The organism is Rhabdobacter roseus, from assembly GCF_014202275.1.
Lineage (GTDB): Bacteria > Bacteroidota > Bacteroidia > Cytophagales > Spirosomataceae > Rhabdobacter > Rhabdobacter roseus.
Genome location: NZ_JACHGF010000001.1, coordinates 567,240 through 592,312, shown reverse-complemented (window position 1 = coordinate 592,312; position 25,073 = coordinate 567,240). Strand labels below are relative to the sequence as shown.

Below are 25,073 nucleotides of genomic sequence, written 5' to 3'. Positions count from 1 at the left end.
GGGATAAAAGGGTATTCTCTATAACTGGTTCACTATCAAATCTTTCCAGCGAACTTTGATACCTCCGCCGTCGTGTATCTGCAGAGCAATGGCACCTTCTCCCTGCCCTATTTTTTCATCCGTGAAGTCCACCATGGGCTGGCCGTTCAGCCAGGTTTGCACGTGGCCACCTTCCACCCTGATCCGCAGGGTATTCCACGCTCCTGGTTTGAGTATCGTTTCTTTTTCTTCCGGTATCTGTACCAACCAGCCCCGTCCGTACGATTCGTACACGCCTCCCGTGTCGTGGCCCGGTGGTGCTACCTCTACCTGCCAGCCCGATACCTTGGTACCTTCAAACGTAGACCGAAAAAATACGCCGCTGTTGCCGTTGGCTTCTTGCTTGAATTGTAAACTAAGATCGAAGTTTTTGTAGAATTTTTCGGTTGACAAGTACCCGTACTGTTTCTCGGGACCACTCTCACACACCAGCTCTCCTTTTTCAACGTACCACTTCTCGGTGCCATGTACTTTCCATCCTGTTAAATCTTTCCCATTAAAAAGCTTAACGGGTTTTTTCTTACCGTGGGGTACTTTTTCCCAAAATGGGCGGGCATCAGTGGAAATATTTCCCAATAATGCTACAAATAGTAAGCAATAAAAGCTTGTTTTCAACATGGCACTTGTTTAATGTTTTAATGATTTAATTAAACAACATTTCGATCACTTTCACAGTTTATCTGGTGAAATCAACAACTCAAACTTAAAACAGATCCAAGTTATGAAAAAAGTGAATCTATTAAGCCTTCAAGCGGCTAAAGTAATGATGATTATTGGGTTAGCAGGCTTAGTTTCGGCCTGTAAGGACGACGATGAAGAAATAATTCCTACGCCGAATACGATCACGGATATTGTACTAACCAACAATGACTTCACCATACTGCGGGCTGCTGTTCAACATGCGGGCCTAGGCGACGCACTACGCACGGGATCATTAACGGTCTTTGCTCCTACCGATCAAGCTTTCATCGCTTCGGGCTTTGCTAACGCAGCGGCTATAACGGCTCTACCCGCCGCGACGGTGAAGTCGGTACTTGAATACCACGTACTGGCCAGCCGGGTACCTTCATCCGGCATCAATGACGGAAGCAACCAGGAAGTAACAACCCTACAAGGATCAAGAGCCTTTGTAACCAAGAACGCCAGCGGTGTGTCCATCAACGGAGCCCGGGTAGTTACGGCCGACGTAAATGCCGATAACGGGGTCATTCACGTAATTGACCACGTAATTATGCCTCCTAGCCAGAACCTTTTGGAAATAGCCCAGGGAAACTCTGACTTCAGTCTGCTGGTAGCAGCCGCCACCCGAGCCGCCGCCGGAAACCCCGTTGTTCTAGAAGCTTTGACGTCCGATGCCGGTGCTTTTACCGTATTTGCTCCTACGAACCAGGCTTTCATTGACGCCGGTTTTGCAAACGAGGCCGCTTTCAATGCCGTCGAGCCCGCCGCTCTGGCTACTATTATTCTTTATCACGTAGTACCAGGACGGGTATTCTCTACCAACTTAGCGGCCGGAGACGTCGCTACGGCCAATGGTGACTCGGTAGCCGTAAATCTCACGAACGGAGTGAACATTACGGGAAATGGCAACGGAGGCACGGCATCCAGCGTAACTTCTGCCAATATGCTGGCTACCAACGGTGTAGTTCACGTAATTGATCGGGTTTTACTACCGTAAACGAATTAATTGTAAAATTGAAACGGAGCGCTGTAACCAGGGCTCCGTTTTTTGCGTTATTCCACTATCAATAAAGTATTTAGGAAAATGGCTGCAGGGAAAAAGCGTTACGGCTGGGTGCGATGGGTAGGGCTGGTATTATTATTGGTTTTCGGCCTATTTTGGTGGTGGGCTCAGGGTGTTGAATTTCGTACCAGCGACGACGAATTGAAGGCTAGGTTTTCGTCCCTATCCATTCCTTATAGCATTCATCGCTACCAGGCCGACCAATACACCATTCGGTACGCCGAGTTCGGGGCTGATTCACTTCCCGTCACGATTATGGTACACGGAGCACCCAGTTCGCTCAGCTTTTTCATGCGTTTTTACGAAGATACTACCCTGCTTCGGCGTACCATGCTGGTCGGGGTAGACCGCCCGGGCTACGGCTACTCCAACTTTGGTAAGTCCGTTATTTCTATTGCCGAGCAGGCACGTTACTTACAGCCTCTCATCGATCATTATGCCGCGCAGGGCCGTGAAGTGGTGCTAGCGGCTTCCTCGTACGGCGGATCAGTGGTGGCAAAGCTAGCCATGGACAATCCCGACAAAATAGCGGGCATCCTGTTTGTGTCTTCTTCTTTGGCTCCGGGGCAGGAATACACGTACCCTATCAGCTACGTCATTGCTCAACCGTGGCTGCGTTGGTTTTTCCCGAAGCTACTGCTGGTAGCCAATGACGAGAAGCTCAATCACCAGCAGGCGCTGGAAGAAATACAGGAAGGCTGGGGGCGTATTCGTTCACGCATCATTTTGTTGCACGGCCGGGCCGATAATCTAATCTATTTTTCCAATGCCGAATACGCTCAGGAGCATTTAAAAAATGCGCAGTCTTTTAAGCTAATCCCGCTGGATGGAATTGGTCACAGTATTCTTTGGGACCGCCCCGACCTGATTACGGAAAGCCTGCTAGAGCTCGTTACGGCTACTCCCCTCACCACGTTGGTGCCCACTGCCACAAAGCGGCAGTAATAAAGACCATCAAAAAGCCCTGATCTATTGATAGTTCAGGGCTTTTTGATGGTATACAGGAGCCAGTACTAGTATTGCTCCGTGCTGGCAAAAAAGAAAGATCCTTCAATGGAGGCATTCTCGTCCGAGTCAGAACCGTGAATGGCGTTAGCCTCAATGGATTTGGCAAAAAGCTTACGAATGGTACCTTCATCGGCATTGGCCGGGTTGGTGGCTCCGATCAGCGTCCGAAAATCCGTTACGGCATTCTCTTTTTCCAAAATCATGGGAACAATTGCTCCGGAAGACATGTAATCGCAGAGGTCATTATAAAAGGGCCGTTCCTTATGAACAGCGTAGAATTGCCCCGCGCGCTCGGGGGTCAGTTGTGTTTTTTTCATAGCCACCACGCGAAATCCTGCCTCTTCAATCATTTTTAGTATTGCTCCCGTGTGGCCTTCCGCCACCGCATCGGGCTTAATCATAGTGAAGGTCTTGTTGCCTGACATAGTAATTGCAAAATTTTATTTGGCCGCAAAAATAACCAAATTCTTCATAAAACCGCTGGTTGCCCGCGGATTGAAGCCCATTTGAACGGCCAAAAATAAAAGTCTGACAATCAGGGTTGGGCAAAGGGTAAGGTAATACTGCGCTAAATCTCAACAGTTTTATTAATTTTGTGGGCTCGCTGGCCCGGCTGGCAGTCAAAACTGTTTACTTTTTGAATCAAAGAGTTGTGAATCAATCTACGGAGGCGTTACGCGCTCTACTTTCTTCTCCCCAAAAAGTCGTAATAACGATGCACCGTGATCCGGATGCCGACGCCATGGGCTCGTCATTGGGGTGGGCGTCTTACCTACTTCGGAGGGGACACGACGTAACGGTGATTAGTCCTACCGACTACGCTCAGAACCTTCGCTGGCTGCCGGGGGCCGACTCGGTTCTGGTGTATGAAGATGCTCCGATGAAAAAGCACTGCAAGCAGCTCATACAAGAAGCTACGCTGATCTGCTGCCTGGATTTCTCGGCTTTGTCGCGCCTGAAAGATCTGGGGAAGCTGGTACAGGAAGCGCCGGGCATCAAGATGCTCGTAGACCATCATCTGGAGCCCGAACTTTTCGCCGACCCTGACTTCATGTTTTGGGATACGCAGGCGGCAGCTACCGCTCAACTTGTTTACGACCTAATAAAAATTCTTGATGGCTCGGCGCCCGACGCTGCGGCGCCCGACGCTGCGCCCTTCGATGTGCCGATGTCCGAATGCCTGTACGCGGGTATCATGACCGACACGGGCTCGTTTCGGCACGGCAATACTACGCCAGAAGTGCACCTGGCCGTAGCCGATCTCATGCGCTCAGGCTTGGATATTAGCCGGGTACATCGGCTTATTTTTGACAACTCGCCGCTGTCGCGCCTGCAATTGCTAGGCCATGTACTTTCGGAGAAGCTTCACGTACTGCCCGAATACCGCACCGCCTATATGACCCTAACCGCCGACGAACTGATCCAGTACCAATCCAGCATTGGGGATACCGATGGTATCGTCAACTACGGTTTGCAGGTGGAAGATGTAGTGATGTCAGCGCTGTTTATTGAGCGTAAGGGAGAAATCAAAATTTCCTTTCGCTCGGCGGGAGACTTCTCGGTTCGCGACCTGGCCTTTACCTACTTCAGCGGAGGAGGGCACCGAAATGCCTCGGGAGGCCGTACGCAGCTTACGCTGGCCGAGACTATCGAGCAATTTTTAAGCATATTACCCGAGTACCAGTTGCGCTTGCAAGCAGTACAATGAACACCGCTAAATTTATTCCGTAACCACACAAAATCTTTTTTCCTTACGTTATTAGGAGAATATTTAACTCTGAACCATTATCACCAACCAATTATACCTTATTTTAATAAATACAAACCAATGAATTTGAAGACAATAGGTTATGCGCTGGGCGTATGCATCCTGGCCGCCGCCTGCAACCAGTACCGAACGCAGGTAACAGAGAACGGCTTAAAGTACCAGCTTCACGAGCATGACGACAAGGCCCGCAAAGCAGCCATGGGCGACGTAATGACGTTTCACCTGGTTTTGAAAAACAGCGAAGATTCCGCTCTGCGCGATACCTATAAGGAATCCATTCCCGTAAAATTGGTTTTACAACAACCGCCTTTCAAGGCTTCTTTTGAAGAAGGACTGGCTATGCTGTCCAAGGGCGACAGTGCGACTTTCTACGTAAACGCTGACTCGCTTTTTGGCAAGATGATGCAGCCCCTGCCTCCCATGATCAAGAAGGGATCTGACCTTAGCTTTACGGTGAAGGTACTTAACGTGCAGAACTACGAAGAATTCCAGAAAGACCAGGCCGAGCTGGGTACCAAGCAAAAAGGAGTTGATGACAAAGTGATTGAAGACTACCTGGCCAAAAATAATCTAAAGGGCAAAGCACAAAAAACAAGCTCGGGCCTTCGTTACATAGTAGAGACCGAAGGCACCGGAGGCTCGCCAAACGCGGGCGACCAGGTGAAGGTACATTACGTGGGGAAACTCCTGGACGGTACGGTCTTCGATGGCTCGCGCGAAAACCCGCAGGGTGGCGGGCAGCCGCTGGAGTTCCGGGTGGGAGTAGGCATGGTGATTCCCGGCTGGGAAGAAGGGATCATGATGATGAAAAAAGGCGGCAAACGTACTTTGATCATCCCATCGGGCTTGGGTTATGGCTCGGAAGGCTCAGGGCCCATCCCTCCCAACGCTGTGTTATTATTTGACGTAGAACTGGTTGATTTCTCAGCTCAAACCGTAGGAAATACTCCGTAAGGATGAAAAAAATGATTCGTACATACCATTGGGTCGTTGTGGTAAGCCTGCTCCTGGGTGCTGGTTTGGTTGGATGTAAGGAAGTAGACTACTTTACCAACGAGCGAATTGCCCAGAACGAACGGGACATTCAGGCCTATCTGGCCCAGCAGGGCATTTCAGCCCAACGGGGTACCGATGGGCTGTACTATCGGATCGTTTCCAAAGGAGGTACCCAACAAACAGCCGAAGTAGGCAACCAACTAAAGGTACACTACATCATCTCGCGCCTGGATGGCTTTATCGTAGATTCCAGCCGGATAAGTACCTATGAGCCTACATCGGTGATATACGGCGTAGAGCGTATTCCTTTTTTGAGTGATCGGGCCATGCTGATTGCCTTTAGTTCTTTGCTGCAAGAAGGTGACTCCGCCACGCTCTTTGTGCCGCATAATCTGGGGCTGGGAGTTTCGGGTACGCTTATGTTTCCGGCCTATAGCGTGGCTAAGGTAGATCTGAAGGTTGCCAGCATCAACACCGAAGCCGAGCAGATGGACATCTTTACCCGCACGACGGGCGTAGTGACCCAAGAAACCACCGAAAGCGGCTTACGTTTTGGCAAACTGGTTTCTCGGCCGGATTCCGCTCAGGTCGAGGGTAATAGTACATACGAGGTAAGGTACTTGGGCCGCCTCACCAACGGTACCCAGTTTGATGCAGGTACCTTTGAGGCAATACCAGCGCCAGGAGCTGGTAGACCGGTTAGTGGTTTTATTGAAGGAATGCTCAAAATGCGGATAGGCGAGAAAGCGCATTTTCTGTTTCCTTCGGTACTGGGCTATGGTACGCAAGGACAGCCCGCCACCGCGGCGGGCAGAGTGGGGATTCCGCCCTACGCGCCTTTGTTTTTTGAAGTAGAAATTTTACGAAAAGTTAAATAGCACGTACCTCATACCTTACGCAACGAGCGGCTACTCTGACTTCAGGGTAGCCGTTTTTAGCTTAATGCCTTACTTTTCTCGTATTATTACCAGTACTTTACAACCGTTGTCAAATACCCTACTACCATGCTTCTTTGCTTTGCTACCAACAACGCCCACAAGCTCACCGAAATCCAGGCATTGCTCGGTGATACCTTCCAGCTCCAAACCCTGGCAGACGTAGGCTGCCACGAAGAACTACCCGAAACACAAGCTACCCTGGCGGGAAATTCGCGGCAGAAGGCGGAGTACCTTTGGACTAAGTACCAGGTCAATAATTTTGCCGACGACACCGGTCTGGAAGTATACGCGCTCAACGGCGAACCGGGCGTCTACTCGGCTCGGTACGCGGGACCCCAGCGCAACGCCGACGACAACATGCAATTATTACAAGAACGCCTGGCCGACCAGCCCGACCGTCGGGCGCGGTTCGTTACGGTCATTACGCTGGTGTTGGACGGTAGCTTTCACCAATTCGAGGGCTCGGTAGAAGGTACCATCATTCAGGAGAAAAGGGGTACTTATGGCTTTGGCTACGACCCCATCTTCGTGCCTCTGGGGCGAGACTGTACCTTTGCCGAAATGACCCTGGCCGAAAAAAGTCAGCTTAGCCACCGCGCCCGGGCCTTTGCCAAATTAGCTGCTTTTCTGAAAGAGAGTACGCTTCCCTGAACTAGTCCCGATTACTTACCTTTCATCAACCTTTAATAACGCAACATGGCAGACTACAACTTAGATGATTACCGCTACGATGGTACCCGAAAATTTCGCCTAAAAGACGTAGTAACGCGTTGCGAAGATAGCTACGAAAGCAAGGAAGAGTACCAAGCGCTCCTGGCCGACTTTACAAAAGAACTGGATGACTTACAAAGCATGATGTATGCCCATAACCGCTACGGCTTGCTGGTTATTTTTCAGGCTATGGACGCGGCGGGCAAAGACGGCACCATCAAGCATGTGTTATCGGGCGTCAATCCGGTAGGGGTGCGGATTCACTCGTTCAAGCGGCCGAATGACGAAGAGTTAGCCCATGATTTTCTTTGGCGGACCAGCCGGATACTTCCTCAACGGGGTTCGATCACTATTTTTAACCGTAGCTACTACGAGGAAGTACTGGTCGTGAAAGTACACCCCGAAATACTGACCAACGTGCAACGCCTGCCCACCGAGCTAACCTCGGACCTAAACAAGGTCTGGAAGCAGCGCTACAAAGACATCGCGAATCTGGAAAAGTACCTGTACCGGAACGGAATACGCGTCGTTAAATTTTTTCTGAATGTCTCTAAAAAAGAGCAGGCCGATCGGCTCATCCAACGCATTGAAGACCCCGCCAAAAATTGGAAGTTTGAAGAAGGAGACGTCAAAGAGCGCGATTCGTGGGATGCCTACATGCAGGCTTACGAAGAGTGTATCAACGCCACCGCTACTAAAAAAGCCCCTTGGTACGTAGTACCTGCCGACGATAAAAAGAACATGCGGCTGGCCGTAGGAGAAATCATCGTGTCCGAACTATGTAAACTATCGATGCACTTTCCGGAGATTGACGAAAAGCGAAGTCTCGACCTCCAGCACTTCATCGATATCATCCATAAACAAAATTGAAAGTACCTATCTCATAGGTACTTTCACAACATAAAAATGGCAGGCTCAAAGAACCTGCCATTTGTTGATGAAGTATTAACCTTAAAATTTTTAGCGAATCACGAAATTACCTCCTCCGATGCGGTAGCCTTCGGCGTACAGTTCTACGCTGTACTTGCCGGGGCGGAATTGGGCGGTATTATCGTAGACCATTTCTACCTTCTGGTTGTTATTCTGGTAGGCTACTGACTCACGTGCCGTAAATCGAGTTTCCTGACCGTTCACTTCGAAGGCTCCTGAACCCATGGCCTCGTCCGAAAGGATAGCTCCGTCGGGATCAAGTACCCGTACGTAAATATCTTTGGTATCCTGGTTGGTCAGTGGGTTTTCGGGTAGGTCGAAGACAAACTTAAGTTTATCGACCCGCTTTGCCTTATAGGCATCGTTATCTTTGGCTTTACCACGTGAATTTACGGCCAGAATCTTCAGGTTTTGGGCTTTCAAGGCAGCCGCCCGGCTAACCTTCTCTGAGAGCTCCTGATTTTGAGCCGTAAATAGATTCAGCGTATCCGCCAGTTCGGTTTGGCGTTGTACCAGTCGCTCGCGCTCCGTAGTTAAACTACCTACGTGTACATTCAACGAATCGTTCGAGGCCAGAAGCATTTGATTCTGCTCACGTAGTTCGGCAATCTCGGTATCTTTCTCGGCCAAAAATTGCTCGTATTCTTTGATTTTGGCCAGGTACTTACCCGTTTCAACTTTCTTGCTCCGGCTAAGGGCCAGCTTATCGGCTTCTAGTTGAGCCTTCATTTTGTTTAATTCCTCTACGTCACCTCCTAGTTTTTCAACTTCGGCGATTTTGAGATCTAAAGCCGCCGTCAGTGAGTCGAGTTTGGTTCGAGTGGAAGCCAGTTCCTGCGCTTTTTCAACTACTTCGCTTTCTTGGTGCGTTAGCTCTTGTCTTTGTTGCATGAACAAGAAACCCAGCATAGCAGTGGCTATTGCTAATACAACTACCACCGCCCAAGCTGCACTCTGTTTTTTCTGTGTGTCGTTTTGCATTGAATTGACTGTTTAGATTAATAATGGACTGGGAAAGTGTACAGATTCAGTTTTGCATATTGCACTTACTAACACTATTTGATAGGTTGATTTACCGTTTGGCTTTACTAAGGTTCTAAATCTGTGCCATGCTGGGTACCTACCTTTTTTACGACCTGTTTAAGGCATCAAGCGGTAGGGTACTTTGGGTCAAAGGAAATAGTGGCTAAAAACGCCTGGAAAGCAATATGGCACAGAAAAACCTCTTTAAAGAGGCCCACCAGAGGGTACTTTGATCCGCCAAAAGAAGGATAAAAAAGGGTAGTTTGAGAGTATGATACGCACTTGTAGCGAAGGCTTTGCCACTCCATCGCTTGTAGAAAAATACCCCATTTTGTAGGAGTAGTGGACGGCCCGCTGTAACACTATGATGGGTTAAAAAAAACGCGTGAGGCTATATACCAAAGTACCCTGGCACAAGGTGCACAGGGTACTTTGGGTATTGCTGAGAAGAGGTACTTCTTACTTGTACAATTGCTTGGCGGCTTCCTCGTATTTGTCGCCTTTTACCCAGGCGGGAGCCTGAGCACGATCCGCGATAAGCCGGGCGGCGTGAGCATAGGCCTGAGAAAACTTCAGTAGGTAGTCGAAATCCACCGTTTCGGGATTGTCTGATACTTGGTGGTAGTCCTTCATGATGTCTTCGTCAAACTTGCGGAAGCCCGGCGTGAAAGTAGGAGCCGGAATGCCCTTAATGGCGAAGTTTACGTTATCGGAGCGGTCGAAAAGGCCCTGCTCGGGTGCTGGATCAGCCACCACATCGAGTCCAAAGGCTTTACTAGCCCGCTCTATTTCGGCCCGAGCGCCCGTCCGATCCAACCCAATAACGCCCACTACGCCCGTATCGTTATAGCCCGCGCCGTCAGAATTAAAATTAAAGACGCATTTGTTCAACGGAAGCAGCGGATTATTCGCGTAGTACCGGCTACCCAGCAGCCCCACCTCTTCGCCGGTGACGGCCACGATCAGCACCGATCGTTTCGGCGGGTTCTTGGCCAATGCTTCGGCAGCGGCTAACAACGCCACGCAGCCGAAGGCATTATCACGCGCGCCGTTGAAGATACTATCGCGGTCAGCGGCGGCTTTGTCGCCCTGTTTGTCTATACCAATGTGGTCATAATGAGCCGTAAGCAAAAGGTACTGCTCCTTAAGCTTGGCATCGCTACCGGAAATGTAGGCCGCCACGTTGTAGCCATCGACGTGTTTTATCGAGCGCCCCTGGGTGGTAAGTTTTATGGATTGAACCTCCCGAAACAGGCGGGTCCACTTGGCTTCTTTTCCGTTTACCCAAGCATGAGGGAGGGTCGGCCCGGTACTGGTCTTTTCGGCCAACGAAATCCGTTCGCCCGCAAAGTACTTGGTTACGTAGTTCCAGGGAATGGAGGTGTTAAAAAGCTCTATTACGGCCAAGGCTCCTTTTTGAGCCGCCAGGTGGCGTTTCTCGGTTGAGCTGGCTATCATTTCGGAGGGAGTCTGGGTTTCGGGAGTACCGCTCTGAACAAGTACTATTTTACCTTTTACATCCAGGCCCTTGTAGTCGTCCCAGCCTTTGGCGGTGTTTTCAAGGCCATACCCAGCGTACACCAGCGGTGCCTCCAGCTCCGCCGCGCCCCCCGCCATCAAGATCCAGTCTTGTCCGGACGGCAGCGTTTGTCCACCCGCTACAATCTCTCCCGTGCCGCTTTCTCCGAGTTTCTCAAGGGGTACTTTTTGGTAGTAGGTACTTTGTCCGGGAGCAGGGGTCAGGCCGTACTTCCTAAACTGCTCGGCCAGGTACCTGGCCGCCACCAGATTGCCCGCTTCACCCGTCTTTCGCCCCTGAAGCTCATCGGCCGCCAAAAAACGCATGTGTGCTTCCGAGTTGGCTTTTTGAAGGCTAAATTCCGGCAAAGGCGCTTTTGGCTGAGCAAAAGTAGGTACCGTGCTCAACACGAGCAGGGCAGCATAAAGGAGGTACTTGGTCATGGTTCTTAGGGCAAAAGGATGGGTACTTTAAAGGATGGGTACTTTATCAGTTAATCTTGGCGGTAATTTCAAAGGGCTTCCGGTCCGTCATGGCTAGCTCCTGATAGCCTTTGACCTGGTACGATTGCACCTGCCACTTTCCGGCCACCTCGCCACTACGCAGCAAGATTTGCTTCTCAGACTGGTAGAGCTTGTTTTCCGTCAGTAGCTTCGCCTCAATGTACACGGGCTGTCCTTGCGACTTATCCAGCTCCACCCGTAGATACCGGACGGGTAAATCCTCGCCCGGCTGGAGTGTGTACTCGTAGGTGAGCGAATCGGGCCGGGCAATTAGGTAGCTAAGGCGGTAGGCTGGTTTATTGATGTCGGCCTGTAAGAAAAGGGCCAGCTCCCGTTGCCAGTTAGCCGTTGAGGTAGTTTTACTTTCCGAATCTGTACCAATGCGCATCGCCTTGGTAAGTGTCGATTGCTCGCGAGCCAGCAGTTCCATCTGCCCTTCTACGTAGCCTTTTACATCATAATACACGGCTACTTCTTCCTGCTCTTTGGCTGGATTTTGGCAAGCCAGAATTAACAAAAAAAGGGTCAAAAAAAGAAAGTACCGCATAGTAGGTTGACTGGACTGGCGAAATTTTAAAAAAGGGTAGAGCCCACTCCGGGTTCTCTACCTAGGCTAACACACAAGAGCCATGAATCGTTTATAGGATGCTATCGCCGGTCATCTCTTCGGGTTTTTCGATGCCCATTAAGGCCAGGATCGTAGGTGCTATGTCGGCTAATTTACCATCCTTGGTAGGTAACCGGTACTCGTTGTCCACCAGGATACAGGGTACCAGGTTGAGCGAGTGCGCCGTATTGGGCGTTCCGTCGTCATTGACCATGTAGTCGGAATTACCGTGGTCGGCAATGATGATGGAGGTATAGCCGTGGGCCAGCCCCGTAGTTACGACGGCCTCGGTGCAGGCATCCACCGTTTCGCAGGCTTTCACGGCGGCTCCAAAGTCGCCGGTATGGCCTACCATGTCGGGGTTGGCAAAGTTTAGACACACAAAATCGACCTCTTCTTTTTCCAACTCGGGTACAATAGCGTCCCGAATGTCGTAGGCTGACATCTCGGGTTGCAGGTCGTAGGTAGCTACTTTGGGTGAAGGGCACAACAGGCGGCTTTCGCCTTCAAAGGGTAGTTCACGCCCGCCCGAGAAGAAAAAGGTCACGTGGGGGTACTTTTCGGTTTCGGCAATCCGAATCTGTTTTTTCCCAGCTCTTTCAAGTACCTCTCCCAGTGTATTATTCAGGTTGTCTTTATCAAAAATGACTTTTACGTTCGAGAAGGTATCGTCGTAATTAGTCATGGTGAGGTAGTAGAGCGACAGCTTGTGCATGTTCTGCTCGTGGAAATCCTGCTGGGTGAGGGCCATCGTAATTTCCCGGCCGCGGTCCGTGCGAAAGTTAAAACAAAGTACCACATCGCCTTCTTCGATTACCGCTACGGGCATTCCATCCGCTTGTACGGCCACAATCGGCTTAATGAACTCGTCGGTCACGCCTTCCTGGTAAGACGCCTGTACGGCGTTCAGAAGGCCATCAGAAGCCACGTGTAGCCCCTCGCCACGTACCATGGCATCGTAGGCGAGTTTCACCCGTTCCCAGCGTTTATCCCGGTCCATGGCGTAGTAGCGCCCCGTGATACTGGCCAGCTTGCCGGTCGTTTGGGCCATGTGCTGTTCCAGCTCCGACAAAAACCCAAGGCCGCTCTTGGGGTCACAGTCGCGACCATCCGTGAAGGCATGCACAAATACCTTGGAAAGTCCGGCCTGCTGGGCAATGCTGCAAAGTCCTTTCAGGTGATTGATATGCGAATGTACCCCGCCGTCGGAGACTAACCCGATGAAGTGGACCTTCTTGTTGTGAGTGAGGGCATACGTGAACGCCTCTTTCAACGGAAGCTCCTGTGCCAAGGTACCTTCTTCAACGGCCTTATTGACCTTCACCAGATCCTGGTACACGACGCGGCCCGCTCCCAGGTTGGTATGGCCTACTTCGGAGTTGCCCATTTGCCCTTCGGGTAGCCCAACGGCCAGCCCGGAAGCTTGCAGCTTACTATGAGGGTACTTTTGTAAAATGCTATCGTAAAAGGGCGTATGAGCCGCCAGAACGGCCGAGCGGTTTTCTTCGCCGGGCCTGGCAATGCCCCAGCCATCCATGATGATGAGTATTACTTTTTTATTCATATGCTTATGGAAAATTCAATCTGAGTTAAGAGCTACCAATAGCCCGTTTTCTTTATTTCAAACCGTGCTTTTCTACCAAAAATTCCAGGAGGTTTTCACCGCACCGATGCACTATGGCAAATACTTCCTCAAAGACCGAAATATCTTCGTAGTACGGATCCGGAACGCTCAGGCCCGCATCCGGGACGGAGTCAAATTCCCGAAACAAAAATAGCTGGTCTTCGGGATAATAGAATCCGCTACTTCGGTAACTCTGCTGCCGTATGTCTTCAAAGTTAGCCTCATCCATGGCTATGATGTACTGGTAGTTATAAAAATCGTCACCACTGAGCTTTCGGGCCTGGTGCGTGAGCGGCACTCCCAGCGCCGCAGCCACCTGGCACATACGCCGGTCGGGCGGACTACCCACGTGGTACGAAGCGGTACCGGCCGAGTCACACTGGATGGCATTCTGTAGGCCGCGGGCTTCTATCAAGCTACGAAATACGCCCTCTGCCACGGGCGAGCGGCAGATATTTCCCAAGCAGACGAATAGTACTTTGATCACTTAAGGGATAAATAAAAGACCTGGATCTATTGTAATATAAATACGCTAATCGTTCTCGTTGAGTCGGCTCTCAATGGGCTGATTATTCTCGTCCACGATCACGTACACGTCTTCGGTAGGTTTGCGCATGAAGTACTTTTCACGCGCCCATTTCTCGAGTAGTTTTTGGTTGCCGAATACTTCTTCCCGTTCCTTTTTTACCTGGGCTATTTTTTCCTGGTAGTATTCTTTTTCACTCTCCAGTTCTTTCATCTTGGCCCGGTTGGTCCATACTACAATCAGGTTGTTGTCATCCAGAAAGCAAATCCACACCAACCATATGATGAAGGTACCTGTATAGAACTTGAATATAAACCGCAGCCAACGAGAGGCGTATTTTAGTACGAGTGGCATAGGCGTCGAGGAAGAAAGTGAAAAAAGCCGGAGCTTACGCCCCGGCTGGTTACTATGGATATACCTTAAAACTTCAGGCCGGGGAAGTAAGCCGTCTCACCAAGTTCTTCCTCAATCCGGAGGAGTTGGTTGTACTTCGCCATCCGGTCGGACCGGGAAGCTGAGCCGGTTTTGATTTGACCCGTATTGAGCGCAACCGCCAGATCCGCAATGGTAGAATCTTCGGTTTCGCCGGAGCGGTGCGACATGACATTCTTATAGCTGCTGCGCTTAGCCAGGTTCACGGTATTGATCGTCTCGGTGAGTGAGCCGATCTGGTTCACTTTGATCAAAATTGAGTTAGCGATTCCGCCGTCAATTCCTTGCTGAAGCCGGTTCACGTTGGTTACGAATAGATCATCCCCTACCAGCTGGCATTTCTTACCAATGGTCTCCGTATGTGCCTTCCAGCCGTCCCAGTCGTCTTCGTCCATGCCATCTTCGATGGAAATAATGGGGTACTTTTCCACCCATTCCTGCCAGTAGCCCGCCATTTCGTCGGAGCTAAGCTTCCGTCCGTCTGATTTTTTGAAATGGTAAACTCCATTCTCGTAGAACTCGGACGAGGCAGCATCCATGGCGATGAATATATCCTCGCCGGGCTTGTAACCCGCCTTCTCAATCGCCTGGATCACAATCTCAATGGCCTCTTCGTTGGATTTGATGTTCGGGGCAAAACCTCCTTCATCGCCCACGTTGGTAGAGTACCCTTTGCTTTTAAGTACCTTCTTCAAGGTATGGAATACTTCTACGCCCATACGCAACGACTCCGAAAAGGTATCCGCTTTTACGGGCATGACCATGAACTCCTGAAAATCAATGGAATTATCCGCGTGACTACCTCCGTTCAGGATATTCATCATAGGTACCGGCAAGGTGTTGGCGTTGGTACCTCCCACGTATCGGAACAGCGACATACCGGCTTCCTGTGCGGCCGCTTTGGCTACAGCCAGGGAAACTCCCAAGATAGCATTGGCTCCTAGCTTATTCTTGTTGGGCGTACCATCCAGCTCGAGCATAATCTTGTCGATCAGGTTTTGCTCATAAACTGAAATGCCGATCAACTCTGGGTATATAATGTCATTGACGTTTTCAACGGCCTTCAAAACCCCTTTGCCTACGTATACGTTGGCGTCGTCGTCCCGCAGCTCAACGGCCTCGTGTTTTCCGGTAGAAGCACCCGAAGGTACTGCCGCCCGGCCCACAAAACCATTCTCGGTACGAATATCTACTTCCACGGTAGGGTTACCTCTTGAATCCAGGATTTGTCTTGCATGTACTGACTGGATAGTACTCATGTGCAGCGTTGGGTTTGATTGAGTTAATAGTTAATTTTAACACCACAAAATAACGCAAATTTTTCGGGAACCACCCGGATCAAACTTTATTATGGGATAAATTTCGAACCGATGCGACCTATTAGTCTTCCCTATTTTAACTTATGGCACAGTACGTTATTTTTTTGTTCAGTACTGGCATCGCGGCCCGGCTTGGCTCAGGTACCGCTGGATATTGATGCGTTTGCCCAGAAAATCACTGCTTCTGCTTCTGTTCAGGTGGTAGACGTACGTACTTGGGATGAATTTCGCCACGGGCACCTACCCCAGGCACTGCACATGGATTATCGCAGCAGCGACTTTATGCAGAAAATCGCGCTACTTGACAAAAGCAAGCCCGTGTACGTGTATTGTTTGTCGGGTGGGCGCAGCGCGGCCGCGGCCCAGAAACTGGTAGCACAGGGTTTTACAGAAGTATATGATATGCAGGGTGGGTACTTGAAATGGCAGGCGGCCGGAAAGCCTATTGATGAAGCCGACGCAAAAGTCACTTCCCAAAATCAAGGAATGAGCCAAGAAGTTTTTCGGCAACACATAGCTTCCGAACAGCTGCTTCTGGTGGACTTTTATGCGCCTTGGTGCGCTCCCTGCGTAAAAATGTTACCCAGCATGAAAAAACTAGCGCTGGAATACGAGGGAAAAGTTACCATCCAAAAGATCCATTACGATCAGAACCAATCACTGGCCCACCAACTAGGAATTACCGAAATCCCAGTGCTGCTTTTATACCGAAAAGGCCCGCTGCTCTGGCGTGGCACGGGCTACCTTTCGGAGGCAGAACTGAAAGAGGTACTTGAAAAAAATCTGTAATGGAAACTGGATAAAATAAACCCCGGATCTCTTCCGAGAATCCGGGGTTTATTTTTTACGCTTCAGCGAGTAGTTTCGCAAATTCATCAAAGAGGTAACGGGAATCGTGCGGGCCCGGTGACGCTTCCGGGTGGTACTGTACCGAGAAGGCCGGCCGGTCCTTTCTTCGAATTCCCTCAATGGTTTTGTCATTGAGGTTCACATGCGTTACTTCCACATCAGCATGACCCTGAATTTCTTCGGGATTGACCGCAAAACCGTGGTTTTGGGAGGTCACTTCGCATAGTCCCGTAATGAGATTTTTTACCGGATGGTTCAGTCCGCGATGTCCGTGGTGCATCTTGTAAGTAGAAATACCACTGGCTAGCGCCAGCAACTGGTGCCCCAGGCAAATCCCAAACAAAGGCTTTTGGGTGTCGACCATCTTCTTCACGTCATTCGACGCGTACGCCATTGCCGCCGGGTCTCCTGGTCCGTTGGAGATAAAAAAGCCATCCGGATTCCAGGCCATTATCTCTTCAAAAGGAGTCTGCGCCGGAAATACCTTGCAGTAGCATCCACGCAGGGTAAGGTTGTGGAGAATACTCTTCTTAATTCCGTAGTCCAGCACGGCAATTCGCCAACGGCTTTCGGTTTCATCCCCTACGTAGTAAGGCGTCTTGGTAGACACCACCGAAGATAACTCCAGGCCTTCCATGGAAGGTACTTTGTGGAGTTCATCCATCAGTTCCTTTGCATCCAAGATTTCCGACGAAATAATGGCGTTCATGACCCCTTTCTGGCGCACATGCCGAACCAGGTGCCGGGTATCTACATTACTAATCCCTATAATTTTAGCTCTTTCAAAGTACTCTTGTAAAGAATAGTCGGCCGTGTGGCGGGAGTAAATGGTCGAAAAAGTATTACATACCATGCCGCTAATTTTTACCGAGTCTGACTCCTCCTCTACTTCCAGCTGCACGCCATAGTTCCCTATGTGTGAATTCGTATTCACGATAATCTGACCAAAGTAAGAAGGGTCGGTGTAGATCTCCTGGTACCCTGTCATTCCCGTGTTAAAGCAAATTTCGCCACCTTTGGTACCTTCCATACCAAGCGCTGTGCCACGATACGCCGTTCCGTCTTCTAGCAGTAAAAGAGCTTCTTTTGTTTGAGTCATAGATGGTTAAAAGTGATTTACAGTTTGCGAGGGAGCTTTTTAACTAGCCTCAAAATTAATTAATTCATGCGCAAAAAAAGGGGTCAAACGAAAACGTTTAACCCCTTTTGTATATTACCTTTTTTTCATTTTCTGTCGTTTCTGAGTATTAACTTTCGCGACCGCCGTTTAGTTCATCTTGCCAGGCTTTTAGCTCATCCCACTTGCCAGCTGCGGCCAGCTGGGCTTGCTGAGGCCAGGTAGCAGGGTCATGAGAAGCAAACTGCGAACCCGCGTTGTCGAGGATTTCACGAATGGCTTCGGGGGTACTTTCGGCCAACTGAGCAAAAGTACTGATGCCTGCTTCGGCCAGAACTTCGGCAATTTTAGGGCCTATTCCTTCTACCTTTCTCAGATCATCCGCTTCGGAAGAAGCATCCGTTGATTCAGTAGCGGGAGCTTCCGGAGTGGTTGTGGGAGCCTCATTGGCTTTGGCCGTAGTTTCTTCTTTGGAAGTACCTTCGGCTTTCTTTCCACCGCGACGGCTACGACGCGTTTTAGCTGGCTTATCAGCTTCGGCCAGGAGTAGGGTTTCGTTAAAGTCAACCAGCTCCATCAAGCAAATCTCAGCGGCGTCACCCTGACGAGTACCCAACTTGATAATCCGGGTATATCCACCGGGACGATCAGCGATTTTATCTGATACTACATCAAATAATTCTTTAACTGAGTCTTTGTCTTTAAGATACGAAAATACCACCCGGCGGTTATGCGTTGAATCATCTTTTGAACGGGTCAACAGGGGCTCTACGTACTTTCTTAGTTCTTTTGCTTTAGGCAAGGTAGTTTCAATGCGCTTGTGCAAAATCAGAGAAGACGCCATGTTGGACAACAAAGCGCTACGGTGCGAAGCCGTTCTTCCTAGATGATTAAATTTCTTTCCGTGTCTCATTGTTTTGGTTGTTTAGCTGCTTCGAGCGGCGTTTAGCAAACGCGCTACAGAATACATGCTTATATAAATTACTGGTTAATCCTCCTCCAGACGGTACTTCGTCACGTCCATTCCGAACGTAAGGCTTTTTTCGGCTACAAGCTGCTCGAGCTCGGTTAGTGATTTTTTACCAAAGTTACGGAACTTCATCATATCCGAAATTTCTAACTTTACCAAGTCGCCCAACGTTTTTACATCCGCTGACTTCAAGCAGTTATAAGCGCGAACTGACAGATCAAGCTCAGAAAGTGACGTTTTGAGAAGCTTACGCATCCGCAACATTTCTTCATCTACCTGATTCTCTTCTTCGGCTTTCTGCTTCTCAAACGTCATTGTCTGATCAGAGAAAAGCATGAAGTGCTGAATCAGTATATTAGCAGCTCCTTTCAAAGCATCTTCCGGATGAATGGATCCGTCAGTTTGAATATCAATGAGTAGGCGCTCATAGTCAGTCCGTTGCTCCACCCGCGTATTTTCAACGCTGTATTTAACGTTCTTGATGGGCGTATAAATGGCGTCCATGGCAATGTGGCCAAACGGGATTTCATTGGCCCGAGGCTCATCAGCTGGTACGTAACCTCTTCCTTTATCAAGAAGAAGTTCCATTTCAAATTCGCGTTGATCGTCAACATGGCAGATTACCAGATCAGGATTAAGTACCTCGAATGAGCTGGTAAATTTACCTATATCGCCCGCCGTCACCACCGAAACGTTTTTCAGATTAACAACGATACGATTTTCAATTAGATCTGATACTTTCTTGAACCGTACCATTTTCAGGTTAAGGATGATCTCTGTTACATCCTCTACAATCCCCTCAATGGACGAAAATTCATGAAGTACCCCAGGGAACTTCACGCTCGTGATGGCGTATCCTTCCAAAGAGGAAAGAAGTATTCTACGCAACGCGTTTCCTATCGTTACGCCATACCCTTTCTCCAATGGCTTAAACTCAAACAACCCGTGAAAGTCGTCGGCTTTTTCCATCACGACTTTATCAGGCATTTGGAAAGCTAATATTGACATAGTCTATGCTCCTTTATGTATAGTAAATGGTGATTGATCAGGCCACCGTTACCTTTGCGATCGCAAATAAGCCCGCATACGCGGGTACAAGGATGCCCCGGCTTAGCCGGGGCAAAAAAATATAAGAAGTGCCTATTTACTTCGAATACAACTCGACAATGAGTTGCTCGTTAATATTTTCAGGTATTTGGTCGCGCTCAGGGTAGGTTACAAATTTACCTACCATATCAGGCCCTTGCCATTCAAGCCAAGTGTACCGTTTCGAGCTATGACTGACAAGGCTTTCCGTTACGGCTTCCAATGATTTGGATTTTTCTCGAACCGAAATTACTTGTCCTGGCCGTAAGGAATAAGAAGGGATATTAACTACCTCTCCGTCGACAAGGATGTGTTTGTGAGAAACCAATTGACGAGCAGCACGGCGGGTAGGTGCTATACCCAGACGATAAACGGTATTATCGAGGCGAGCTTCGCAGTACTTAAGCATGTTCTCACCCGTAATTCCGTCCTTAATGGCCGCACGGTGAAAAAGGTTACGGAATTGTCTTTCCAGAATTCCGTAGATATACTTCACCTTTTGCTTTTCCATTAGTTGCAACGCGTATTCCGATTTTTTAGAACGACGCCCGCGACCATGTACCCCCGGAGGGTAGTTTTTCTTGTTAAGCGCTTTGCTTGGGCCCATAATGGGCTCACCGAAGCGTCTGGATATTTTTGATTTGGGACCTGTATAACGTGCCATTATTAACGTTTTATTTTTAAAGAACTATTGGTAGTGATTAAATAATCCCAGTGTCCAAATTATCAATCAAATACCAACTAAAAGGGAATGATTAAACTCTTCTGCGCTTAGGAGGGCGGCATCCATTATGAGGAAGCGGCGTAATATCCCGAATGGATGTCACTTCAATGCCTGCATTTTGGATGGTACGAATAGCTGACTCACGACCCGAACCGGGTCCTTTTACATACACCTCCGCCTTACGCATTCCTAGGTCAAAAGCAACCTGCGCGCAATTTTGAGCCGCCGTCTGGGCAGCATAGGGGGTATTTTTCTTGGAACCCCGGAAGCCCATCTTGCCCGCCGAAGCCCAGGAAATTACTTGCCCATTGCTATTGGTAATTGAGATGATGATGTTGTTAAAAGAAGCCTTAATGTGTACCTGGCCGGTAGGCTCCACAACCACCACCCTTTTCTTTGCCTTGTCTTTTCTTTTATTTTGTGCCATTGCTGTTTGGTATATAAGTCATAGGCGAGGCCTACTTCTCAGGTATTATTTCGTAGCCTTCTTCTTGTTCGCAACAGTCTTGCGTTTCCCTTTGCGAGTACGAGAATTATTCTTAGTTCTCTGGCCACGCAATGGCAAGCCTTTGCGGTGACGCAATCCCCGGTAGCAGGCAATATCCATTAAGCGTTTGATGCTCAACTGTACTTCTGACTTGAGCGCACCTTCTACTTTAAACTCGTTAGCGATGATCGAACGAACCGCACCAGACTCGTCATCGGTCCAGTCTACTACCTTCTTATCCTGATTTATCCCCGCCTTGTCAAGTATCTTACGTGCCGAGCTACGACCAATGCCATAGATATACGTTAAAGATATTTCGCCTCTTTTACGATCGGGGATGTCAACTCCTGAAATACGTGCCATATCGATTATCCTTGTCTTTGTTTGTACCGAGGATTCTTTTTATTAATTACGTAGATCTTGCCTTTACGGCGGATCACTTTGCAGTCTACACTGCGCTTTTTTACTGATGCTTTAACTTTCATTTTCGTATTTTATTTTCGCGTAGTTCACCAATTAAGACAAAAAGAGTAACCTAATTATTTATAACGATATACAATGCGGGCTTTGGATAAATCATAGGGTGACATTTCTAGCTTCACCCGGTCTCCGGGTAAAATTTTGATATAGTGCATTCGCATTTTACCCGAAATGTGAGCAATTACTTCATGCTTGTTTTCCAATTGAACACGGAACATAGCGTTAGATAATGCTTCAATAATGATCCCGTCTTGCTCTATGGATGCTTGTTTGGCCATTCTTTAATGTTGGGGTTAGTCTGCGTTTACCATTAAGCTGGTATTTGCCGTAACTTCTTCTATATATTTAAAGGTAGTAAGGATTTCGGCTTTTCCTTTCCGAACCGCCACCGTATGCTCAAAATGAGCTGAGGGTTTACGATCTGCCGTTCGAATCGTCCAGCCGTCCCGTTCTTGCACAACTGCTTTTTTTCCCAGGTTTACCATAGGTTCTATGGCAAGTACCATGCCTTCTTTTAAACGAATCCCTTTGCCTCTTTTTCCGTAATTGGGTACTTCTGGGCTTTCATGCAAATTTCTCCCAACACCATGTCCTACTAGTTCCCGAACGACTGAGTAACCAAAGCTTTCCACATAATCCTGGACAGCGAAGCCAATATCGCCCATTCGTAAACCATCCTTGGCCATTTCAATTCCTTGATAAAGTGATCTTTTGGTTCGAACTAAAAGATCCATTATCTCCGGAGCTACCTCGCCAACGGGATAAGTATAAGCACTATCACTGTGGTATCCATTCAATTTTACGCCGCAATCAATGGACACAACATCTCCATCCCTCAATTCATAGCCACTGGGTATACCGTGCACGACTGTTTCATTGATAGAGATACAGAGAGATGCTGGGAATTTATTGTACCCTTTAAATGAAGGTACCCCCTGGTAATCAAGTATATATTCTTCCGCAATCTTATCAAGCTGCCTAGTAGCTACCCCCGGCTTCACCCATTTGGCTACCTCCGCATGTGTTTTTCCTAGAACAACAGCGCTCTGCTTTATGAGCTCTATCTCCTGATCCGTCTTCAGGTAGATCATACTTTTATACAGCTATGCTCTCCGCTCTCCCCTTAATCCGACCTGATTTCATCAAACCTTCGTAGCGGCGCATCAATAAGTAACTTTCTATTTGTTGTAGAGTATCCAAAACGACCCCTACCATAATTAGTAATGATGTTCCGCCAAAGAACTGAGCAAAAGAACTATTCATTCCTAAGAGACTAGCAAAGGCGGGCATTATAGCCACTATTGCCAGCATTATCGATCCTGGAAAAGTAATTCTATCTAATACAGAACTGATGTAGTCGGAGGTTTGCAGACCAGGCTTGATTCCCGGAATAAAGCCTCCACCACGTTTCATGTCGTCTGCTATTTGTACCGGATTAACGGAGATAGCTGTGTAGAAGAAAGTAAAAACGATGATCAGGAAGGCAAACAATAAGTTGTACTGCCAAGTAGTAATATTGGCGAAAATGGTAGCTACGTTACTGGCGAAATCGCTTCTTTCAGCAAACATAGACGCTACTAACGAAGGAATGAACATAAGCGCCTGAGCAAAAATGATTGGCATAACTCCGGCTGCATTTACCTTCAAGGGCAGGTACTGTCTCTGACCGCCCATGACTCTGTTGCCTACGACTTGTTTCGCATACTGTATAGGTACTCGGCGAACTGCCTGCGTCAGCATAACAGCCCCCATAATTACAAAGTATAATGCTACTAGCTCCAAAACAAATATCAGGATCTGACCACTACCCCTTGACGAAAATTCCATATAAATGGCTCCCGGAAAACGCGAGACAATTCCAATCATAATGAGCATGGAAATACCATTTCCTACTCCTTTATCAGTAATTCGCTCTCCCAGCCACATGCAAAACATAGTACCGGCCGTGAGGATGAAAACCGAAGATACCATGAATATATTCCTAGAAACCAGCAATGCTTCGTCGGGTACCGTGGTTTTCAAATAAGCCATCCCTTGAGCGAAAGTAACCACAATGGTTAATACCCGTGTAATTTGGTTTAACTTTTTGCGACCTGACTCCCCTTCCTTCTGCATCTTCTGGAAATAGGGCAATGCCATTGTCAAAAGCTGAATAGCAATAGACGCTGAGATATAGGGCATAATCCCTAATGCAAAGATAGACGCCTTGCTAAAGGCTCCCCCTAAAAAGGTATCCAATAGCCCCAATAGTCCCTGCGAAGAAAAATTCATTCGGTCCGGTTCGACGCCTGGGAGTATTACGAATGACCCTAAACGGAATATCGTTATAAACAAAAGAGTGTTGAGAATACGCGTTCTCAACTCCTCAATTGAAAAAATATTCTTAATTGTGTCGATAAATCGTTTCATGTCGCGAGGATTGTATTACCTGTGGTTGATTTTTGAACGCTAAAATTCAGTTTTTTCCCAACAGGACTACAATTTTGTTATTTTACCTCCTGCTTTCTCAATGGCTGCTATTGCTGTTGCAGAAAAGCCGTGCGCCTGAACTTCGACTGCTGAGGTAATCTCACCACGATTGAGAATCTTAACCAAGTCTTTCTTGCTAACCAGACCGTTGGTATGGAGAAGCTCGAAATCAACTACTGAAACGCCTGTTTTGTCCACCAATCCTTGAATTGCATCCAAATTAAGCGCCTTGTAAGCTACTCGATTAATGTTATTAAATCCAAACTTAGGAACTCGACGCTGTAAAGGCATTTGACCGCCCTCAAAACCACGCTTAGCACTATATCCAGAGCGTGATTTTGCCCCTTTATGCCCACGTGTAGAAGTTCCTCCTTTTCCCGATCCCGTTCCACGACCAATCCGTTTGTCATCACGAACTGAACCAACAGCGGGTTTTAATGAATTAAGATTCATAAGAATGACCTATTTAAATTTCTTCAACTTGTACTAAGTGGCTCACCTTACGAATCATGCCCGCAAGTGTGTCTGTGTTTTCTTTTTCAACGGAACGATTGATTTTCCCTAAACCTAGCGCCTTAATCGTGCGTTTTTGGTTCTCTGGACGATCGATCGTACTTCTGACTTGTGTAATACGTACTTTTGACATGATTGCTCTTGTAATTAGGTCTATTCAACTCAACAATTGAATTATCCGTTAAAAACCTTTTCTAGCTTAACCCCGCGCTGGAAAGCTATCTGGTGAGGAGCTCTCATTTTTAAAAGCGCATCAATCGTTGCTTTTACTACGTTATGAGGATTAGAAGAACCTTTCGATTTTGCCAATACATCTTTAACACCAGCACTCTCTAAAACGGCACGCATGGCTCCACCGGCAATTACGCCCGTACCAGGTGCAGCTGGCTTAATTAGGACGAAACCACCGCTATATTTACCTTCCATAACATGAGGAACCGTTGTTTTGAGCAAGGGAACTTGAAAAAGGTTTTTCTTTGCATCGTCAATACCCTTAGCAATGGCGTCGGTTACTTCATTGGCTTTGCCAAGTCCGTATCCTACAACTCCTTTTCCGTCTCCTACCACTACAATGGCAGAAAAGCTAAAACGGCGCCCGCCTTTTACAACTTTGGCAACACGATTAATGGCAACTACGCGCTCTTTGAGCTCAGTTTCGTTTACCTTTACAGGCCTCGTATTATTGGTCATG

The 25,073-nt window shown here is 48.3% G+C and carries 30 protein-coding genes; 8 read left to right on the top strand and 22 right to left on the bottom strand.

Annotated elements, in window-relative coordinates; translation table 11 throughout:
- Window positions 1-18: 18 nt before the first annotated feature.
- Window positions 19-657 (bottom strand): 3-keto-disaccharide hydrolase, encoded by a 639-nt coding sequence (locus HNQ92_RS02575; protein WP_184170470.1) that lies wholly within the window; start codon window positions 655-657, stop codon window positions 19-21.
- Between the two features lie 103 nt (window positions 658-760).
- On the opposite strand from HNQ92_RS02575, the gene HNQ92_RS02570 reads away from it, so the two are divergent.
- Both HNQ92_RS02570 and HNQ92_RS02565 read left to right on the top strand, forming a co-directional pair.
- Window positions 761-1,717: a fasciclin domain-containing protein gene (locus HNQ92_RS02570; protein ID WP_184170467.1), complete on the top strand. Its 957-nt coding sequence runs from the start codon at window positions 761-763 to the stop codon at window positions 1,715-1,717.
- Between the two features lie 87 nt (window positions 1,718-1,804).
- Window positions 1,805-2,728 carry an alpha/beta fold hydrolase gene (locus tag HNQ92_RS02565; RefSeq protein ID WP_184170464.1) on the top strand — a complete coding sequence of 308 codons (924 nt, stop codon included), beginning with the start codon at window positions 1,805-1,807 and terminating at the stop codon, window positions 2,726-2,728.
- A 68-nt stretch (window positions 2,729-2,796) separates the two neighbouring features.
- On the opposite strand, the gene HNQ92_RS02560 is transcribed toward HNQ92_RS02565, so the two are convergent.
- Window positions 2,797-3,216 carry a nucleoside-diphosphate kinase gene (locus HNQ92_RS02560; protein WP_184170461.1) on the bottom strand — a complete coding sequence of 140 codons (420 nt, stop codon included), beginning with the start codon at window positions 3,214-3,216 and terminating at the stop codon, window positions 2,797-2,799.
- A gap of 227 nt (window positions 3,217-3,443) precedes the next feature.
- On the opposite strand from HNQ92_RS02560, the gene HNQ92_RS02555 reads away from it, so the two are divergent.
- The 5 genes from HNQ92_RS02555 (at window position 3,444) to HNQ92_RS02535 (ending at window position 8,074) form a co-directional block, all read left to right on the top strand.
- The gene (locus tag HNQ92_RS02555; protein ID WP_343062961.1) at window positions 3,444-4,499 is read left to right on the top strand and encodes a DHH family phosphoesterase; all 1,056 of its coding nucleotides are present in this window, start codon (window positions 3,444-3,446) and stop codon (window positions 4,497-4,499) included.
- Window positions 4,500-4,619: 120 nt separating this feature from the next.
- Window positions 4,620-5,513 carry an FKBP-type peptidyl-prolyl cis-trans isomerase gene (locus HNQ92_RS02550; RefSeq protein ID WP_184170455.1) on the top strand — a complete coding sequence of 298 codons (894 nt, stop codon included), beginning with the start codon at window positions 4,620-4,622 and terminating at the stop codon, window positions 5,511-5,513.
- 11 nt (window positions 5,514-5,524) lie between these two features.
- Window positions 5,525-6,433 (top strand): FKBP-type peptidyl-prolyl cis-trans isomerase, encoded by a 909-nt coding sequence (locus HNQ92_RS02545; RefSeq protein WP_184170452.1) that lies wholly within the window; start codon window positions 5,525-5,527, stop codon window positions 6,431-6,433.
- A 126-nt stretch (window positions 6,434-6,559) separates the two neighbouring features.
- Window positions 6,560-7,144, top strand: coding sequence for an RdgB/HAM1 family non-canonical purine NTP pyrophosphatase (gene rdgB, locus HNQ92_RS02540; protein ID WP_184170449.1), 585 nt, complete (start codon window positions 6,560-6,562; stop codon window positions 7,142-7,144).
- A 45-nt stretch (window positions 7,145-7,189) separates the two neighbouring features.
- The gene (locus HNQ92_RS02535) at window positions 7,190-8,074 is read left to right on the top strand and encodes a polyphosphate kinase 2 family protein (protein ID WP_184170445.1); all 885 of its coding nucleotides are present in this window, start codon (window positions 7,190-7,192) and stop codon (window positions 8,072-8,074) included.
- A gap of 90 nt (window positions 8,075-8,164) precedes the next feature.
- On the opposite strand, the gene HNQ92_RS02530 is transcribed toward HNQ92_RS02535, so the two are convergent.
- From HNQ92_RS02530 to eno, 7 genes are all read right to left on the bottom strand, one after another.
- Complete coding sequence (locus HNQ92_RS02530; protein ID WP_343062896.1) at window positions 8,165-9,025, bottom strand: hypothetical protein; 861 nt, start codon at window positions 9,023-9,025, stop codon at window positions 8,165-8,167.
- A 591-nt stretch (window positions 9,026-9,616) separates the two neighbouring features.
- Complete coding sequence (locus tag HNQ92_RS02525; protein WP_184170439.1) at window positions 9,617-11,119, bottom strand: M28 family peptidase; 1,503 nt, start codon at window positions 11,117-11,119, stop codon at window positions 9,617-9,619.
- A gap of 46 nt (window positions 11,120-11,165) precedes the next feature.
- Window positions 11,166-11,726 carry a hypothetical protein gene (locus HNQ92_RS02520; RefSeq protein ID WP_246439502.1) on the bottom strand — a complete coding sequence of 187 codons (561 nt, stop codon included), beginning with the start codon at window positions 11,724-11,726 and terminating at the stop codon, window positions 11,166-11,168.
- Between the two features lie 91 nt (window positions 11,727-11,817).
- On the bottom strand, window positions 11,818-13,350 hold the full coding sequence (gpmI, locus tag HNQ92_RS02515) for a 2,3-bisphosphoglycerate-independent phosphoglycerate mutase (RefSeq protein ID WP_184170436.1): 1,533 nt from the start codon (window positions 13,348-13,350) through the stop codon (window positions 11,818-11,820).
- A gap of 52 nt (window positions 13,351-13,402) precedes the next feature.
- Window positions 13,403-13,897, bottom strand: a complete 495-nt coding sequence (locus HNQ92_RS02510; protein ID WP_184170432.1) for an arsenate reductase/protein-tyrosine-phosphatase family protein — start codon at window positions 13,895-13,897, stop codon at window positions 13,403-13,405.
- A gap of 45 nt (window positions 13,898-13,942) precedes the next feature.
- Window positions 13,943-14,290, bottom strand: a complete 348-nt coding sequence (locus tag HNQ92_RS02505; protein ID WP_184170429.1) for an FtsB family cell division protein — start codon at window positions 14,288-14,290, stop codon at window positions 13,943-13,945.
- Window positions 14,291-14,355: 65 nt separating this feature from the next.
- Window positions 14,356-15,627: a phosphopyruvate hydratase gene (gene eno / locus HNQ92_RS02500; protein ID WP_184170426.1), complete on the bottom strand. Its 1,272-nt coding sequence runs from the start codon at window positions 15,625-15,627 to the stop codon at window positions 14,356-14,358.
- Window positions 15,628-15,819: 192 nt separating this feature from the next.
- Between eno and HNQ92_RS02495 the strand changes: the two genes are divergently transcribed.
- A complete protein-coding gene (locus HNQ92_RS02495; protein ID WP_184170423.1) occupies window positions 15,820-16,476 on the top strand; it encodes a thioredoxin domain-containing protein in 657 nt (218 codons plus the stop codon).
- Window positions 16,477-16,531: 55 nt separating this feature from the next.
- Here HNQ92_RS02495 and carA read toward each other — a convergent pair whose 3' ends face one another.
- The 13 genes from carA to rpsE all read right to left on the bottom strand — a co-directional run bounded on the left by carA (window position 16,532) and on the right by rpsE (window position 25,072).
- Complete coding sequence (gene carA, locus HNQ92_RS02490) at window positions 16,532-17,635, bottom strand: glutamine-hydrolyzing carbamoyl-phosphate synthase small subunit (RefSeq protein ID WP_184170420.1); 1,104 nt, start codon at window positions 17,633-17,635, stop codon at window positions 16,532-16,534.
- A gap of 148 nt (window positions 17,636-17,783) precedes the next feature.
- The gene (gene rplQ, locus HNQ92_RS02485; RefSeq protein WP_184170417.1) at window positions 17,784-18,566 is read right to left on the bottom strand and encodes a 50S ribosomal protein L17; all 783 of its coding nucleotides are present in this window, start codon (window positions 18,564-18,566) and stop codon (window positions 17,784-17,786) included.
- A 75-nt stretch (window positions 18,567-18,641) separates the two neighbouring features.
- The gene (locus tag HNQ92_RS02480) at window positions 18,642-19,631 is read right to left on the bottom strand and encodes a DNA-directed RNA polymerase subunit alpha (protein WP_184170414.1); all 990 of its coding nucleotides are present in this window, start codon (window positions 19,629-19,631) and stop codon (window positions 18,642-18,644) included.
- Between the two features lie 136 nt (window positions 19,632-19,767).
- Complete coding sequence (gene rpsD, locus HNQ92_RS02475) at window positions 19,768-20,373, bottom strand: 30S ribosomal protein S4 (RefSeq protein WP_184170411.1); 606 nt, start codon at window positions 20,371-20,373, stop codon at window positions 19,768-19,770.
- 91 nt (window positions 20,374-20,464) lie between these two features.
- Complete coding sequence (gene rpsK, locus HNQ92_RS02470; RefSeq protein WP_184170408.1) at window positions 20,465-20,860, bottom strand: 30S ribosomal protein S11; 396 nt, start codon at window positions 20,858-20,860, stop codon at window positions 20,465-20,467.
- Window positions 20,861-20,905: 45 nt separating this feature from the next.
- Window positions 20,906-21,283 carry a 30S ribosomal protein S13 gene (rpsM, locus tag HNQ92_RS02465; protein WP_184170405.1) on the bottom strand — a complete coding sequence of 126 codons (378 nt, stop codon included), beginning with the start codon at window positions 21,281-21,283 and terminating at the stop codon, window positions 20,906-20,908.
- A 5-nt stretch (window positions 21,284-21,288) separates the two neighbouring features.
- Window positions 21,289-21,405 (bottom strand): 50S ribosomal protein L36, encoded by a 117-nt coding sequence (gene rpmJ / locus HNQ92_RS02460; RefSeq protein ID WP_084299511.1) that lies wholly within the window; start codon window positions 21,403-21,405, stop codon window positions 21,289-21,291.
- A gap of 54 nt (window positions 21,406-21,459) precedes the next feature.
- Entirely contained in the window at window positions 21,460-21,678 is a 219-nt protein-coding gene (gene infA, locus HNQ92_RS02455; RefSeq protein ID WP_184170402.1) for a translation initiation factor IF-1, read from the bottom strand.
- A 15-nt stretch (window positions 21,679-21,693) separates the two neighbouring features.
- Complete coding sequence (gene map, locus HNQ92_RS02450) at window positions 21,694-22,491, bottom strand: type I methionyl aminopeptidase (protein ID WP_184170399.1); 798 nt, start codon at window positions 22,489-22,491, stop codon at window positions 21,694-21,696.
- Between the two features lie 4 nt (window positions 22,492-22,495).
- On the bottom strand, window positions 22,496-23,809 hold the full coding sequence (gene secY, locus HNQ92_RS02445; protein ID WP_184170396.1) for a preprotein translocase subunit SecY: 1,314 nt from the start codon (window positions 23,807-23,809) through the stop codon (window positions 22,496-22,498).
- 66 nt (window positions 23,810-23,875) lie between these two features.
- Entirely contained in the window at window positions 23,876-24,322 is a 447-nt protein-coding gene (gene rplO, locus HNQ92_RS02440; RefSeq protein ID WP_184170392.1) for a 50S ribosomal protein L15, read from the bottom strand.
- A gap of 13 nt (window positions 24,323-24,335) precedes the next feature.
- On the bottom strand, window positions 24,336-24,515 hold the full coding sequence (gene rpmD, locus HNQ92_RS02435; RefSeq protein ID WP_184170382.1) for a 50S ribosomal protein L30: 180 nt from the start codon (window positions 24,513-24,515) through the stop codon (window positions 24,336-24,338).
- Between the two features lie 41 nt (window positions 24,516-24,556).
- Window positions 24,557-25,072 carry a 30S ribosomal protein S5 gene (gene rpsE / locus HNQ92_RS02430; RefSeq protein ID WP_184170379.1) on the bottom strand — a complete coding sequence of 172 codons (516 nt, stop codon included), beginning with the start codon at window positions 25,070-25,072 and terminating at the stop codon, window positions 24,557-24,559.
- Between the last annotated feature and the right edge of the window lies 1 nt (window position 25,073).